This window comes from Paenibacillus barcinonensis (assembly GCF_003217495.1).
GTDB lineage: Bacteria > Bacillota > Bacilli > Paenibacillales > Paenibacillaceae > Paenibacillus > Paenibacillus barcinonensis.
The window spans coordinates 251,498-266,493 of the sequence record NZ_QJSW01000003.1; the positions used below are offsets into that span (position 1 = coordinate 251,498).

Here is a 14,996-nt window from a genome sequence, read left to right on the forward strand (position 1 = left end):
TAGTTGGAGCTTGTTCCTCAAATGATGCTCTGTGGTTTTCCTCTTTCAGAAAAACCGGGTCCGTTAATCTACTGACCTATTATTATAGTCATATCCCGTCTGATGTACGAATGCGATTATATACATAAACGAGCCCTCATCTCCGATTATCTCTGCTTTACAATCATTATCTCTTTATTTCGTTATATATCTACACATATGACTAATCTTGTTCCTATGGCGTGTATATGAGGTCAATTGTGGTCCCTCCAGCAGCAAAAACACAAAAAACCGCAAAGAACCTCTCCATGAGATGGTCCTTGCGGTATGCTGCTGTATACATATGCTCGCTTGTATGCTACAGATATGTGCGAATTTCGGCCTGTTTACGAAACCCGGCCTTGCTCTTACCCGATCATTGCCCAGACTACACCCGGCTAGAACCTGCCCGATTTGAATATCGAATACAGCAGAAATGCCACCATCAGAATCGCTACGAGAAATCCAAGCTCAATGACCGGAATATCCCACAGCATCGTGGACTGGTGACTGATGGAAGAGCCAATAATGAGTCCCACCATGATGATACAGAAGGCCAGCAGCACGATGCTGAATGATAAGCGATTGCTGATCTGATCCAGCCTGCGCATGAGCGACTCCAGCTCGGGTACACTGATCTCCAGTCTGAGCTTGCCCTTGCTAATAATGGAGGAGAGCTGGCGTAGCTGCCCTGGCAGACCCATCACACTTTCAGCCATGTCTGCCGCACTGCGAAACAACCGATTTTTGATGCGTCCCGCGCTAAAACGGTCCTTGATCAGCTTCCGTCCGAACGGCTCTGCCATGTCCACAATGCTCAGGGTAGGGTCGAGATGCTCGACCACACCTTCCACCGTCAGCAAAGACTTGCCCATCAGCAAAATGTCAGCTGGCATGACTACCCGGTGTTTTTGTGCAACACCAAACAAATCATTCAACGCCTGTCCCACACTGATTTTGGAAAAGGACATGTCATAATACTTGGAGCGCAGCTTATCCAAGTCAGCATGCAATCCGCGTATATCCATATCATCCGGCATCATGCCAAGCTTCTCAATCGCCCGGATCATGCTATCGGTATCTTTACGCATCAGCCCGATAACAAGCGATGCAAGATGCTGTCGCATCTCCTCGCTCAGGCTGCCCACCATGCCGAAGTCAATAAAAGCCAGACTTCCGTCCTTGAGCACCATCAGATTGCCTGGATGCGGGTCGGCATGAAAGAAACCATGTATAAAGATCTGATTGAGCAGTGCATCGACCAGTCGCTGTGCAATGTTGTTCAGATCATGGCCTCGCTGGATCAACTGCTTTTGATCATTCAGCTTGATGCCTTCAATATACTCCATGGTCATCACACGGGAGGATGTTTGATCCCAATATATCACCGGAATTTTCACCTTGTTATCCTGCTGATATTGCTGGGCGATCTTTTCCGTGTTACGCCCTTCGACGGTGTAATCCAGCTCCGCCAATAGCGCCTTGGCATACTCTTCAACCATCTGAGGAATCTGATACTGCTTCACCCAATCCCAGCGCTTCTCCGCCATCGCGGTCAGTTCCCTTAAAATGTCCAGATCACGCTGTATAATTCGCGATATACCGGGGCGCTGAATTTTGATGGCTACCGCCTCGCCGCTTCGAAGCTTGCCCAGATGCACCTGACCAATGCTGGCCGCTGCCACCGGGGTATCCTCGAACCGGGAAAAGATCTCCTCCAGCGGTGTATCCAATTCCTGTTCCAAAATACCCCGTGCCGTCTCTGAAGAGAACGGCGGGACCTGATCCTGCAATTTTACCAATTCATGAATAACAGACTCCGGCAACAGATCTGCCCTCGTACTCGCAAGCTGTCCCAGCTTGACAAACGCCGGCCCCAGCTCCTGCAGCACCAGCCGGATGCGTTCACTCAGCGTTTTGGTCGGCTGCGCTTCACGCGACATCCATCGTCTTGGCAGTGCCAGCAGCTGGAATAGTCCAAGCTCCTCGACCATATAACCGAAGCCATGACGCACCAGCGCCATGGCAATTTCCCGGTATCTGCCGACATGTTTGATCCGCACAGCCATCTATTCGATCTCGTTCCCTTTGAGAGGAGGTGAGTCTTCAGAAGCAGCTTGAGTTTCGTCAGCCTGAGGCTGCGGAGCCTGACTTTGACCGAGTTCAGCAAGTTGTTTTTCAAGTACAGCCACACGCTGCTCCAGATGGTTCACATCATTTTCAGAAGCGACGCCTGCTTCCTGAAGCACACGCTTGACCTGCTCTTGTATGACACGTTTCAGTTGACCCTGCTCCTCTTCGCCACGCTCCAACAAACGCTCAACCAATGCTTTGGATTCTCCAGGGGCAAGCTTGCCGCGTTCCACCAAATCATCCACGGTTTTCTCAATTTTTTCTTTGCTGACTAACGTGAGACCGAGACCTAACGAGAAAGCCTTCTTGAACAAATCGCTCATCTTACTCATCCTCCTCTTTGTTGTCTCTATATTATACCTTTTAAACCCCGGCATGCAAAAAGGAGTGTAGGATCAAACATACCGTGCAGCCCACTTGCCCGCCTGAAGGATCAATTGACGGTAAGTTTCGTGGGCAAAGGATGGCACATGATGCCCAGGCATCAAATATACGATTCGGCCAAGTCCATATTTATGAGCCCAGGCTGCCGGCTTTGGCCCCTCCTTGGACTGGTATTCCAGCAAAATTTTCGTCTCGGCAAAAGACCCGAATTCGAACTCATACGGCTCTTCTTCCATAGTAAAATTGGATATGCCGTCCGTTACCGGATGACTCTCCGCTGTCACCGTAAATTCCAGCGGTGCGTAAGGCGGGTGATGCAGAAATTTGGCACCAATCATCTGCTTTAATTCATAACGATTCTGAAGCGAAATTCCGTTATGTAAAATAACCAGTCCGCCTCCGTTGCTCACATAGGATAACAGTCCTGCTGTCTGCTGCGGAGAGACTTTCCCTCTCCAATCATCCATATAAGAAATGCATACATCAAACCCGGAAATATTTTCGAGCAGGAGCATGTTGCGGTTCTCACTGCACTGAACGGTAATTGTATCCTGAAAAATCCGGCTTATCTCCGCATCCACCCCTTGTAGCGGATGCCAGTCTGGATGAGTGTAATCTCCAATTAATAATGCCTTTTTGCGATGATCCATCATCATCATCTCCTTTCATGTCGTCCGGCTTGTCTGAACTCATCTTCATCAGCACAATCGGTATTTTATCCGTAACCTCCATATAAAACGAATACTACCAGGGAAGCTTCTCTCCCCTGTAATCCACATACGCAGGCTGTTCTCCCTTGAATTGTTCATGCCGGTCGATCAGTGCTGCAATATGCTGTGCTGACTCATCAGGTGTCAGATCAGCGGAGGCATCCAGTTCGCCCCGCATATAACTCTGTACCCAGCCTGGATGCACCAGCATCACTTGTCCACCCTCTTGCTTCAGTCCATTGTGTATCAAACGTGCCTGCATATTCAAAGCCGCCTTGGACATGCAATAGGCAAACCAGCCGTCCCGGCTGCACTGCTCAATGCTGCCCGCCTCGGAGGAAATATCCACAATCAGCTTGGTCTGTCCTTGAAGAAGGAGGGGGAATAGCGCGTGAGTGACACGCAAAGAACCCAAGGTATTCACGTTGAATACCTCTGCCATCTCCGCTATGTTCATCTGTCCATGGATATGATCAGTAATACTTCCTAGTATAGCCGCATTATTGATCAGCATATCCAGATGATCCGTATCCAGCTTCACCGTTTCTGTGAACAGTGCCACAGACAGATCGTCCGCAATATCCAGATCAATGACACGCAGACGTTCAGCATAAACGGCTTCAAGCTGGCGAATGCCATCGGATTCGTCCACACCCAGCCCTGCCGCATAAACGGAATATCCCCGTTCCAGCATCTGTTTTGTCAGCGCCAGTCCGAGTCCGCGAGCGGCTCCGGTCACACATATTTTTTTCACAATGTCCCCTCCTTCACCAGATGCTCCGTCCCTAACACATTCCACATGCTAAACCAAAAACCTCTAATCCCACAAGCAGCAAACTAACTTCACGACCAAAGTCTCAGGAATAAAGCGCAGGATGCATACGATATATGTCCCTTGTCGAAACACAAGCGAAACTGGAGAATTGGGGCAGACTTAGACCCTTACCAAAGCATTACGAATACAGGATAGGTGATGACCAATAAGCTGGATTTTCTTTTTGCCGCGCAGGCTGAAAAAGAAGAGACATGAATGAGAAGACGGATTAATGAAATTCCCCATCAGGTGACTACAGTGTCCGCTGTTGTCGATATGCGTTGCAATGATGCACCCATCGCTGTGCCGCTGCCGGATACGAACCAAGATGAATATGTGTGTAACCGGCCACAACACTGCCTGATGCGTAACCTTCCTGTTTCAAGCCACGCAGCCCCTTTGTCTCATACGCGTAAGGAATCTCCCCCTCTTCACGGTACGTCATCGTAGAATAATGAAATTCGTGCCCTCGAAGCACTTCCCCCTGTTTCAGCAAAAAAGAATCCTGAACTGCACTCGCCTCCCGGTATCCCAGCGCGGCTCGCTTCTTCTGCATCTGCACCTGTGCAGGAATAATACCTGCCATGGTATAGGTTACGCCTTCACGGTCTGTGAGCGTTTCGCCAAGCACCATGTAGCCGCCGCACTCCGCAAACAGCGGCATCCCTGTACGGACTGCTTCGCGTAGCCCGTTCAGAAAATTTTCGTTTCCGGCAATGACCGCCGCAAACTCCTCGGGAAAACCACCGCCAAGATATACACTATCTGCCTCTGCCGGTATGCCCTCGCCCGCCAGCGGACTGAAATACTGCAGCCTTGCCCCTGCCGCTTCCAGCAGTTCCAGATTATCAGGGTAATAGAAGTTAAACGCTGCGTCCCGCGCTACGGCAATGACAGGCTGGCAGGTGTCAGTGAAGTTATGCTTTTGTTGAGGTGTTGCTTGCGAAGGCTGCTCTGTATCGTTTTCAATTGCAGTCCTATGCGTCTGTAACTGGAGCGGTGGAGCACTTGCTGCCAGCTCCAGCAGCAGATCCAGATCCGTGCCCTCCAGCAGCACATCGGCCGCCCGCTGAAACAAGGGCTCCAGTTCACCGCGTTCAATGGCAGGCACCAGTCCGAGATGCCGCTCTGGTATGCTCATGTCCTCATCCCGCTTCAGCCAGCCAACGACCGGAATACCGCACATTTGCTCAATGGCTTTTTTCACAATCGTATAATGTCCTGCGCTTCCGCATCGGTTCACAATGACTCCCGCAATATGCAGCTCAGGCTCCAGCTGTTGAAAGCCTAGCACAATAGCCGCTGCACTTCGCGCCATACTTCGCACATCGACGACCAGAATCACAGGGGTTTGCGTGACCATAGCAATCTCCGCTGTAGAGCCTGTGTTGCTGAGCGGGTCCTTGCCATCGTAAAGTCCCATTACCCCTTCAATAATAGAAATATCATGTCCCGCAGATGCTCGTGCAAACGTCTCCCTCACATAGTCTGGCGAGGTCATCCATGCGTCCAGATTGCGTGAAGCTCTGCCCGTCACAGCGGTATGATAGGTTGGGTCAATATAATCCGGGCCGCATTTGAAGCCCTGCACACGGAGTCCACGCTGGGCGAGAGCTTTCATCAGGCCCAACGTAACGGTGGTTTTCCCGGCACCACTGCCCGTACCTGCGATAATCAGCCGGGGTGCAGCCTGGTGATCAAACGCTGTTGTCCCTGCTTCATTCGTTAATATAGTTGTCTTGTTGCTTTTGGTGTTCATCGTGAATCCCGCCTTTGTTCTGAATATAACAAATAGACCATCCCATATTGACTGCAGCGACTTGGGACGGTCATTTTCATAATATTGTGACGTCATCAATGCATGACTCCACAAAGATATAACTGTGTACACCTTCCGCTAACGATCCCAGATAACGTTATTTGCCTTGAAACGAGCAACTCTGGATTCTAACGATCCCCACAGACGTTATTTAACCTTTTGGCGAAGCAAATGGAAGCAATTCAGGTTTTTTTTCCAAAATAGCGTTCCTCAGGATCGTTAGAATTTGAAGGTGTTCTTTTTTCACGAAATAAGGTCTCTGGTGATCGTTAGCGCTGAAACAATAAAAGTTTGGTCGCACTTGGTTGTACTTGGTTGTACTTGGTTGTACTTGGTCGCATCGCATATATGATTCAAGCCTGTGGATCACACAAATCTGGCTTAATCAAATGCAACACGGGCTACAGAAATGGTCAGGTTGCCGCTCTTTTTCTTTTCGAGCAGCCAGTGGTCAGCCCCCGAGGAGAGCAGCGCAGCAGGTTCACTCACGCCATAGGCTCCAGTGTATTTGAACACCGTATCCGATGGATTCGGCAGATCGACTGTATTCAGCTCCGCAGGTGTATAGGTTACGAGCTCCCAGCCGTACTTGGCACACAGAGCCAGCAGGCCTTCTTCGTCTTTTTTCAGATCAATTGTGGCAATGTTGCGCACACTCTTCACGGACAGGGACAGCTCTGCCAGCGTCGCCAAAACCTCCTGCTCCAGCTCCTCCATCGCAGTACCGCGATTGCAGCCCATGCCGAGCACGAGACTTTTCGGCCGATACAGCACACCGTTCGTAAGAAAACGCTCCTCTTCGGCAGCCGTAAGCAGACGGTCACTGACCACCAGCGCCGCATTAAACACAAACGACGCTGTAGCCTCCTCCATGCTGCGGAACACACGAATATGGTCTGGAACAGGCTTGTTATACCTCCACCAGTTGCGTTCGCCTGTCTCCTGAATAAGCGCGACCGGCTCCTCGTTGACCACGGCTGCACTCACCGGGGTTGCTTTGTCGAAGCTGTCCACAATCCAGCCCAGCTCACGCCCAAACATATCTACAGGAATCGTGCCCTGCACGTCCGAAGCTGTCGTAATCACCGCTCGGGCTCCCAGCACTTCCGCCACTTGACGAGTCAGCTCATTGGCACCGCCGAGGTGACCGGATAACACGCTAATGACGTTCTCGCCGCGGTCATCAATGACCAGGACGGCAGGGTCTACTTTTTTGTCCACCAGCAGTGGGGCGATCATACGTACAACCGCACCCAGGGAGATGAACAGAATGATACCGTTATAGCGTTTGAACAAATCCGGCAGGATCAGCTTCACCGAGCCCTCGAACAACGTGTAGCCCAGCTGCTCCTCATCCCCGCGCGCGAATTTGCTCATATAATAAACGTCCGTACCCTGAAACTGTCCTTCCAGGTTACGAACCATCTCTACACCATGCTTCGTTATGGCTACAGCAGCAAACGGATTACTCACCAGACCTCACTCCTTTGCGATACCCGTGAGTGAAGGACTTATCATAGAGCTTCGAGCGATGTGCATCCCGGTTCACCAGATCAGGATCAAGGGCCCAGCCCGCCAAAATCATCGCATGCATCGTAATGCCTGCGGCACGCAGATCAGCCGCGAGGTTAGCCAGCGTAGTGCGCACAATTTTCTGATCCGGCCATGTTGCGCGCTGCACTACCGCGACAGGTGTATCTTCACTCCAGCCTGCGGCGAGAAATTCCACCACCACTTTTTTCGCCAGCGTTGCACTCAGGAAAAGCGCCACCGTACAGTGGTGAGACGCCAGATCGCGCAGCTTCTCCCGTTCAGGCACAGGTGTACGTCCTTCCGCACGCGTCAGAATAACGGTCTGCGTAAGTTCCGGCACAGTCAGTTCCGCTCCCAGCGCCGCCGCCGAAGCAAACACCGAGCTTACACCCGGAATGATCTCGTACTGCACGCCCTGCTGCTTCAATAATACCATTTGCTCCAAAATAGCTCCGTACATTGCCGGATCACCCGTATGTACACGAGCCACACTACGTCCTGCCCGAACTGCGGTGCACATGAGCTCGACCTGCTGCTCCAGATCCATGCCGGAGCTTTGCAGCACCTCGGCTTCGGGCTTGGCTGTCGCAATCAGTTCATCATTCACGAGCGAATCCGTGTACAGAACGAGATCGGCATTTTTCAAAATATTCGAGCCCTTTACCGTAATCAGCTCGGGGTCTCCCGGACCTGCACCTACAATGTAAACTTTCGGCTCTAATGTTTTCATTTGCTCACCACCATCAGGCTCAAATATTCCAGCTCCTGCCCTTTCAATTCACGGGCGTCACGCCAGACCAGTTCATAAGGTGACGTAACTTTGGTAACTACCGAGGCTTTGCCGCCGAGTCCCATCTCGTCCAGCAGCTCGAGCATCAGGTCGAGTACCTTTGCCACTTTGATAAACACAATCGTATCGTGATGCTCAATCGCCTGCCGCATCGCCTCTTTATCCGCCGTAGCCGGAATAATGCCGACCTGCTCATCCCCATCTGCAAGATGCATATCGAGCGCTGCTGCTGCACCCAGAACTGAGGAAATGCCCGGAATCGAGCTGATCGGCACTTCGGGATGCAGCTCACGCATCAGACGTGCAAGGTGGATAAACGTGCTGTACAGGTTCGGATCGCCTTCCGTCACAAAAGCGACATCCTTGCCTTGCTTCAGCGCTTCCCAGCACGCTTCCACGGTTTTGCCCCACTCCCGTTCCAGCACAACCGGGTCTTTGGTCATCGGAAAAATCAAGCCGAGCATCTCTTTCTCATCCGGGTTCACGTACAACTCCACGATCTCATGCGCGTAGGATTTGCCGCCTTTGCGCTTCTTCGGGTACGCAACCACCGGACATTCACGAATCATCCGGTATGCTTTGACGGTAATCAGTTCCGGGTCTCCCGGCCCGACACCAACGCCATACAGCGTACCAATCGTTTGGTGCGCCGACGACACATCTGCAAGTGGCTCTGATGAATCGCTTCTGCGCGCTGTGTTTCCTGTTGTGTGCTCTGTTGTTGTGCTAATGCTGCTCTCCCCCTTCTTCATTCCTTGCTCCAAAGCTACTCTGCTCCGTTCGCAATTTCCGCTTCGTCTGCTGCAATATACTGGCCTGTAATGACATAGATCGGATTCAGTCCGTCAAAACGGGTCATGTTCAGGATCGGCTTGCTCCGCGCCGTCTGTAGCAGGGTTACACTGGCGTCCATGCCCGCATCGCGCATCGCCTTCATGCTGTCATGCAGCGTTTCGATGGTCGCTGCATTCACCACGAGGCGTCCCTCGGGGCGCAGCCGGGACGCACACAGGGCGATCAGCTGCGCGAGCTCGCCGCCGCTGCCGCCAATGAACACCGCATCCGGATCGGGCAGTTCGTCCAGCCCCGCTGGTGCTTTGGCATGAAGGACGGTGAAATCGGTCCGGAATTTGACACGGTTGGCCTCGATGTTCACGAGGTCACCCTCGTTCTTTTCGATGGCAAAGACCTGGCCCCGCGGCGCCAGCCGCGTGCACTCCACCGCCACCGAACCGGAACCTGCGCCGATATCCCACACGACGCTGTCCTCGCCCAGTTTCAGCTCGGACAAGCTGAACGCGCGGACCTCGCGCTTGGTGATGAGGCCTTTTTCGGGTTTGCGCTGATGGAATTCCTCATCTGCAAACCCGAAGCCTTTGCGCGGCGCCGGCGCATCCTTGCGGCGCAGCAAAATGACGACGTTCAGCGGGCTGCACTCAGCTGCTGCCAGCTCGTCCAGGGTGTAGTGGCGGGCACGCTCGTCTGCCGCGCCCAGGTTCTCTGCAACGTAGGCATCATACTCGGTCATGCCGAACTGTTGCAGATACGCCCCGATCGCAGCGGGGCTGTTGTGCTCGTCCGTGAGCAGCGCCACTTTGGCTTTGCCATTGATGCGCTGGGCGAGCCCTTTGAGCGGGCGACCGTGCACACTTTCGAGCACGGCGTCGTGCCAGCTCTCGCCAAGCTTGGCAAAGGCCAGCTGCAGCGAGCTGAGATTAGGCCGGATGTCCAATTGATCCGGGCCAAGCTTACGTGCGAAATACCCGGCAATGCCGTAGAACAGCGGGTCTCCCGAGGCCAGCACAACAATGTTGTGCGAGTCCTGTAACGCTTTTATTTTCGCAACGAGGTCGTTCAAGCTGCTCTTAATCACCAGCTTCTCTCCCGCAAACGCCGGGAAAAATTGCAGCAGACGCTCCCCGCCGACCAGCACATCAGCCTCCTGAATCAGACTCAGGCTATCTGCCGTAAGTCCGGCTGTGCCCTCTTCGCCTACGCCAATGATGCGGATGTTACGATTCTTTGCTCCAGTTGTTGTCATCGAGTTCACTGATTTCCGCCCTCCCCAGTTCCATTCCTTTCATGGTGACCAGCACCACTTCCACCGTTACGCCACCGCCCGCATGTTCCAGACAGTGCTGGCAGGCATACAGGCATAACTTTTCAAAATAAGGCAAATATCCCGCTTCGGTCATCATATCCGCCACCTGAGTCGCCGTGTTGGCTTCCTCGATCGCTTGCGCCAGTTCATCCCCGGCCCCTGTCTCGCGAGCCACGGACGCAAGAAATCCAAAATCCACCGGCGCACTCTTGGAGTGCACCATCATGACTCCCTGAGCCACTTTGGCAAATTTGCCCGGCATCCCGACCAGACTGATGCGTTTCATCCCCAGCCGTTTCCCGTGTTTGATCGCAAAGCCGACAAAATCGCCCATCTGAATAAACGCTTCCTCCGGCAGTTCCGGCATCATTTTCATGGCATATTTCTCACTGCTGCCGCCGGTGGTCAGCACAATGTGCTCACAGCCCGAAGCCTGCGCAACGGAGATGGCCTGTACCACACTGGCTTTGTACGCCGAAGTCGAGAACGGAACCACCACGCCCCGTGTGCCCAAAATGGAGATGCCACCAAGAATGCCGAGTCTTGCATTGAGCGTTTTCTTGGCAATCTCTTCGCCGTCCGGCACGCTGATGACCACCCGCACACCTCTGGCTGTGCCATGCTCGGTCAGCACTTGGGTCACCGCTTCGGTAATCATGCGGCGCGGCACGGGATTAATCGCCGCTTCGCCTACGGGCACGGGCAGTCCGGGCTTGGTGACACGGCCCACACCGATGCCGCCATCCAGCTCCACACCCGGCTCGTCCCGCCAAGAGACATGTGCGATGATCTTCGCCAGATGGGTGGCGTCCGGGTCATCCCCGGCGTCTTTGATCGTGGCGCAGGTTGCTGTCCCGTCCGTCATCAGCCCCTGCTCGATCAGCTCGAACGAGTGGTCAAAGCCGGCGGGCAAGGAAACCACGGCCTCAGCAGGGATATGACCCGTTAACAGGAGCTGTGTCGCTCCTTTGGCAACGGCAGTCGCACACGCACCAGTCGTAAAGCCGGAGCGCATTGGTTTATCCGATTCTTGCGCTTCTCCGCTCTTCATGCGTTTCTTTTCCATGGCCTTGAACCTCCCGTCCTTCTATATGCTCGCTTGTTGATTGGACTTGTGTTAACTGTACGGTACGAGTATGCGCTAACGATCACAGATAACGTTATTTGCACTCATTTGCCATCGTTGGAATTCTAACGATCTCAGGAGACGTTAGAATTTCAGAAGGCTGATTTTTCTCCAAATAAGCTTCCTGGTGATCGGTACAAGTTCCCAGTCTAGCTCAAACTCACCGACGGCTCGCGCGCTAACAATCGTACAATAACCATTGTGAAACGTTAGAAGTTGCTAAACGTTAATAGGCCCGGCTAACCTTCACAAAATCCACCCTGCTACTCCCGCCGATCTATGCCTTCACTGCCATTAACGAGATCGCGTTCAGTGCTGCCACAACGATCGTACTGCCGCCTTTGCGTCCGATGTTGGTGATAAACGGAATGTCCAGCTTGCGCAGCTCGTCCTTGGACTCGGCAGCGGATACAAAACCTACCGGCATACCGATAATTAGCCCCGGCTTGGCCTGACCTTCTTTGACGAGACGAATCAGCTCCAGCAATGCAGTGGGTGCGTTACCAATGGCGTAGATGCCGCCTTCATACATTTGGGTTGCTTTGCGAGTCGAGATGATGGCACGCGTTGTGTTGAGGCGTTTGGCCTCCTCCATCACGTCCGGGTCGGAAATATGTACATGCACATCGCCACCAAAACCACGAATGCGATCCTTGCTTACCCCCGCCTGAATCATCTGCACATCGGCAATGACCGTTTGACCTGCACGCAGCGCTGCAATTCCTGCTTGAATGGCATCCGGGTGAAACACCATACTGCGTCCCAGTTCAAAATCCGCCGAAGCGTGAATGACCCGCTGTACAACTGGGTACTGCTCATCCGTGAACGGATGCTCCCCCAGCTCCTCGGTAATCATTTCAAAGCTTTTCCCTTCAATCTCCTGCGGCTGTACCGTCAGCGGTTTGAACTCTGTTTTGAAATCCATGTAGTCACGCCACTCCTTTTAATTGTATTTAAGACGAATTCATCTTCGAATTATTCCGGTGTCTCCACTACATACTCCGTCACATGGGGACCGTTTGTCTGTTTTCTCTCATGCTCCGCTTACCCGCTTTGATTCGCACCTTCAGTGATACCAGGCCCGGTCTAGCCTGTTGTCATGGGCACCTTCGCCTGATTCAGTGCTGACCGTTCGAAGCTGAGCTATTTAAATTAGGCATATCAGGGAAAAGACGTCTACCCCAACCATCCTTTCAGCTCGTCCAGTACACCGTCAAAATGATCAAACACCGTGCCAAATTCCGACTCTGGACGTGAAATCAGCACCACATGAATGCCAAGCTCCAGCGCAGACTGGATTTTCTCGTCCACCGCTCCGGTCTTACCGCTTTCCTTGGTGACCATCACGGTCGTTGCATAATGCTTGTAAAGGGCCTCGTTCATTTCTCGGGAAAAAGGGCCCTGCATCGCAATAATATTGCGCTGCTCCACGCCCAGCTCACCGCATTTCTCCATATTGTCGAGACGGGGGAGCATGCGTGCAACAAGACGTATATCCGGATCACCGAGCAGATGCTTGGTGAAGATTTGTAAGGTTTTGCTGCCTGTCGTCAGCATGACAGAGCCCTTGAGCTCCTTCGCCTTGAGCGCTGCTTCATCGTAAGATGACACTACATGCAGCAGTGCATGGTCATCGTATGCAAGCCCGGTGCGTTCATAACGAATGTAAGGGATGCCCGCCTGCTTCGCGGCTTCCATGGCATTCGCATGGGCTTCTTCGGCAAAAGGATGGCTTGCATCCACAAGGACAGGGCAGTTTTTTTCACGAATCAGCTCGATCATTGCCTCCACGGTCAAACGACCTGTACGAACAGCGAGACCGGCTTCTGTCAGACTTTGGGCTGCACTTTCGGTTACAACTGAGGTCAGCACGTTATGGCCTTGCTGCTGCATTTGGATCGCAAGTTCGCGTGCATCACTGGTGCCACATAGCATAAAAATCATGAGCGCTTCACCTGCTCTGATGCTGATGCCACCTGTGCCTGAGCGGAGGATGGATCGAGTTGTGTCTTTGGTGCTGCCTGTTCTGCTCCCTGCTGCCTGCTATTCCGGCTTTCTTCATGCTGCTGATGAGCATGGTGCAGTTCTTCGTCATGGTCATGATGAAAATCAGCTGTCCGCTGAACAGCAGCCTGTGTAGCATGATCGTGATCGTGACTATGGCTATGATCATGCTGGTGCTCATGACTATGGTCATGGTGATCATCGTGATGGTGATGATGCTCGTGATCGTCGTGGTGGTGGTCATGATCGTGGTGATGGTCATGGTCGTGCCCGTGGTCGTGGTCATGATCGTGGTCATGGTCGTGATCGTGGTCATGGTCGTGATCGTGGTCATGATCGTGATGGTGGTGATGGTGCTTGGCTGCTTCAAGCCGGAATTGGCAGTTGTCACAGTTCGCTGTCACACGTCCGTACAGTCCCTCATGCGCACGCTCCAGCACCAGCTCAACCAGCTTCGGATGGAAACCGAAATATCCTCCAATTTCAACCTGAATGTCTGGATGCGCGGCGGCAAATTCTGCCGTCATCTCATCAATGCGTTTAATCAGCACTCCAGTAAAGAGGAAGTACGGCATGACGATAATTTTTTTCGCACCAAGCAGGAGACAACGCTCCAATCCATCCGGGAAGGAAGGCTGAGTCACCCCGATAAAGCTGCTTTCCGCCCATCTATACGGCAGCTTCTCCCACAGCATGCGGGTCATTTTGAAAAAGTCACTGTTGGCATCCGGGTCACTGCTTCCCCGCCCCAGCACTAGCACCGCAGTTTCCTCATCCGTCACAGTTACACTCGCAGGAGGGGCAGCTACTGCTGTCGCAGCTCCGCCTTCGCCTTGGGACGCAACACGTACAGGCTGCGCCTCTTGTAGACGGGTTTGCATGATCTGCACGACTTTTTCATGAACACCGATCGGACGGCCATATATAAACTGTACTTGCGGATAACGTGCTTTGGCACGGTCAATCGCATTCGGAATATCAATCTTGGCATGACCGGCTGCAAACAAAATAATCGGTACCAGCACGACACGTGTCGCTCCTCGGTCCACACAAGCGGTCACACCGTCAGCAATGCTCGGTCTCGTCAATTCCAGAAAACAGGTCTCCACCAGTGTATTCTCTGGCGCCTGTTCAGCAACCTCACGTGCAAACTCCTTTAACTCGCGGTTCCCCTCAGGATCACGGCTCCCGTGTCCTACTAACAAAATTGCATCCATCTTCTTTACTTCCTCCTCTGCCCGATCCGCAGATCAGATTTCTCATATCCGATTTCAATTCCATGTATTCGTAAGGCTCTCCACCAGGTTTCGGGGGAAAACATCTATTGGATTATATATTGATTTATATATTGGGTTATCTACTAAGTCCTATATCAGTTTTCACATATCAGGCTGCATATGAGGCGTTCTATTGTCATCTATCCTGCAAGATGGCTAACCACCCTTGTCACGTGGCAGATTAGCTCATGCCGGGAGCTTGCACGCATTGCGAAAGATATGCCCGCTTGTTGACGCCCTCCCTACGTTCATGCCCACTGCACTCATTACGACGGATTGACAGCAAT

General features: G+C 52.7%; 13 protein-coding genes. All 13 read right to left on the bottom strand.

Annotated features, from left to right (window positions below; translation table 11 throughout):
- Positions 1–416: 416 nt before the first annotated feature.
- Positions 417–2,087: an ABC1 kinase family protein gene (locus DFQ00_RS06875; RefSeq protein ID WP_110895731.1), complete on the bottom strand. Its 1,671-nt coding sequence runs from the start codon at positions 2,085–2,087 to the stop codon at positions 417–419.
- Positions 2,088–2,474, bottom strand: a complete 387-nt coding sequence (locus DFQ00_RS06880; RefSeq protein WP_110895732.1) for a phasin family protein — start codon at positions 2,472–2,474, stop codon at positions 2,088–2,090.
- A 72-nt stretch (positions 2,475–2,546) separates the two neighbouring features.
- Positions 2,547–3,185, bottom strand: a complete 639-nt coding sequence (locus tag DFQ00_RS06885; RefSeq protein ID WP_110895733.1) for a ThuA domain-containing protein — start codon at positions 3,183–3,185, stop codon at positions 2,547–2,549.
- A 94-nt stretch (positions 3,186–3,279) separates the two neighbouring features.
- Positions 3,280–3,999: an SDR family oxidoreductase gene (locus DFQ00_RS06890; protein ID WP_244213715.1), complete on the bottom strand. Its 720-nt coding sequence runs from the start codon at positions 3,997–3,999 to the stop codon at positions 3,280–3,282.
- Between the two features lie 313 nt (positions 4,000–4,312).
- Positions 4,313–5,914, bottom strand: coding sequence for a cobyrinic acid a,c-diamide synthase CobB (locus DFQ00_RS06895; RefSeq protein WP_244213716.1), 1,602 nt, complete (start codon positions 5,912–5,914; stop codon positions 4,313–4,315).
- A 345-nt stretch (positions 5,915–6,259) separates the two neighbouring features.
- A complete protein-coding gene (locus DFQ00_RS06900; protein ID WP_110895734.1) occupies positions 6,260–7,351 on the bottom strand; it encodes a cobalt-precorrin 5A hydrolase in 1,092 nt (363 codons plus the stop codon).
- On the bottom strand, positions 7,344–8,141 hold the full coding sequence (gene cobM, locus DFQ00_RS06905) for a precorrin-4 C(11)-methyltransferase (protein ID WP_110895735.1): 798 nt from the start codon (positions 8,139–8,141) through the stop codon (positions 7,344–7,346). Before cobM ends, DFQ00_RS06900 begins: the two co-directional genes overlap by 8 nt.
- Entirely contained in the window at positions 8,138–8,965 is an 828-nt protein-coding gene (gene cobI / locus DFQ00_RS06910; RefSeq protein WP_425271007.1) for a precorrin-2 C(20)-methyltransferase, read from the bottom strand. Before cobI ends, cobM begins: the two co-directional genes overlap by 4 nt.
- Positions 8,966–8,967: 2 nt before the next feature.
- Complete coding sequence (gene cbiE / locus DFQ00_RS06915; RefSeq protein ID WP_110895890.1) at positions 8,968–10,242, bottom strand: precorrin-6y C5,15-methyltransferase (decarboxylating) subunit CbiE; 1,275 nt, start codon at positions 10,240–10,242, stop codon at positions 8,968–8,970.
- Positions 10,214–11,368, bottom strand: a complete 1,155-nt coding sequence (locus DFQ00_RS06920; protein ID WP_110895736.1) for a cobalt-precorrin-5B (C(1))-methyltransferase — start codon at positions 11,366–11,368, stop codon at positions 10,214–10,216. Before DFQ00_RS06920 ends, cbiE begins: the two co-directional genes overlap by 29 nt.
- A 337-nt stretch (positions 11,369–11,705) precedes the next feature.
- A complete protein-coding gene (locus DFQ00_RS06925; protein ID WP_110895737.1) occupies positions 11,706–12,353 on the bottom strand; it encodes a precorrin-8X methylmutase in 648 nt (215 codons plus the stop codon).
- 251 nt (positions 12,354–12,604) lie between these two features.
- Positions 12,605–13,372: a precorrin-6A reductase gene (cobK, locus tag DFQ00_RS06930; protein WP_110895738.1), complete on the bottom strand. Its 768-nt coding sequence runs from the start codon at positions 13,370–13,372 to the stop codon at positions 12,605–12,607.
- Complete coding sequence (locus tag DFQ00_RS06935) at positions 13,369–14,649, bottom strand: sirohydrochlorin chelatase (RefSeq protein WP_110895739.1); 1,281 nt, start codon at positions 14,647–14,649, stop codon at positions 13,369–13,371. Before DFQ00_RS06935 ends, cobK begins: the two co-directional genes overlap by 4 nt.
- Positions 14,650–14,996: the final 347 nt, after the last annotated feature.

Bases quoted from the DNA above. Each gene is read 5' to 3' on its own strand.
- DFQ00_RS06875 (WP_110895731.1), bottom strand. From the start codon at position 2,087: ATGGCTGTGCGGATCAAACATGTCGGCAGATACCGGGAAATTGCCATG.
- DFQ00_RS06880 (WP_110895732.1), bottom strand. From the start codon at position 2,474: ATGAGCGATTTGTTCAAGAAGGCTTTCTCGTTAGGTCTCGGTCTCACG.
- DFQ00_RS06885 (WP_110895733.1), bottom strand. From the start codon at position 3,185: ATGGATCATCGCAAAAAGGCATTATTAATTGGAGATTACACTCATCCA.
- DFQ00_RS06895 (WP_244213716.1), bottom strand. From the start codon at position 5,914: ATGACGTCACAATATTATGAAAATGACCGTCCCAAGTCGCTGCAGTCA.
- cobM (WP_110895735.1), bottom strand. From the start codon at position 8,141: ATGAAAACATTAGAGCCGAAAGTTTACATTGTAGGTGCAGGTCCGGGA.
- cbiE (WP_110895890.1), bottom strand. From the start codon at position 10,242: ATGACAACAACTGGAGCAAAGAATCGTAACATCCGCATCATTGGCGTA.
- DFQ00_RS06920 (WP_110895736.1), bottom strand. From the start codon at position 11,368: ATGGAAAAGAAACGCATGAAGAGCGGAGAAGCGCAAGAATCGGATAAA.
- DFQ00_RS06925 (WP_110895737.1), bottom strand. From the start codon at position 12,353: ATGGATTTCAAAACAGAGTTCAAACCGCTGACGGTACAGCCGCAGGAG.
- cobK (WP_110895738.1), bottom strand. From the start codon at position 13,372: ATGATTTTTATGCTATGTGGCACCAGTGATGCACGCGAACTTGCGATC.
- DFQ00_RS06935 (WP_110895739.1), bottom strand. From the start codon at position 14,649: ATGGATGCAATTTTGTTAGTAGGACACGGGAGCCGTGATCCTGAGGGG.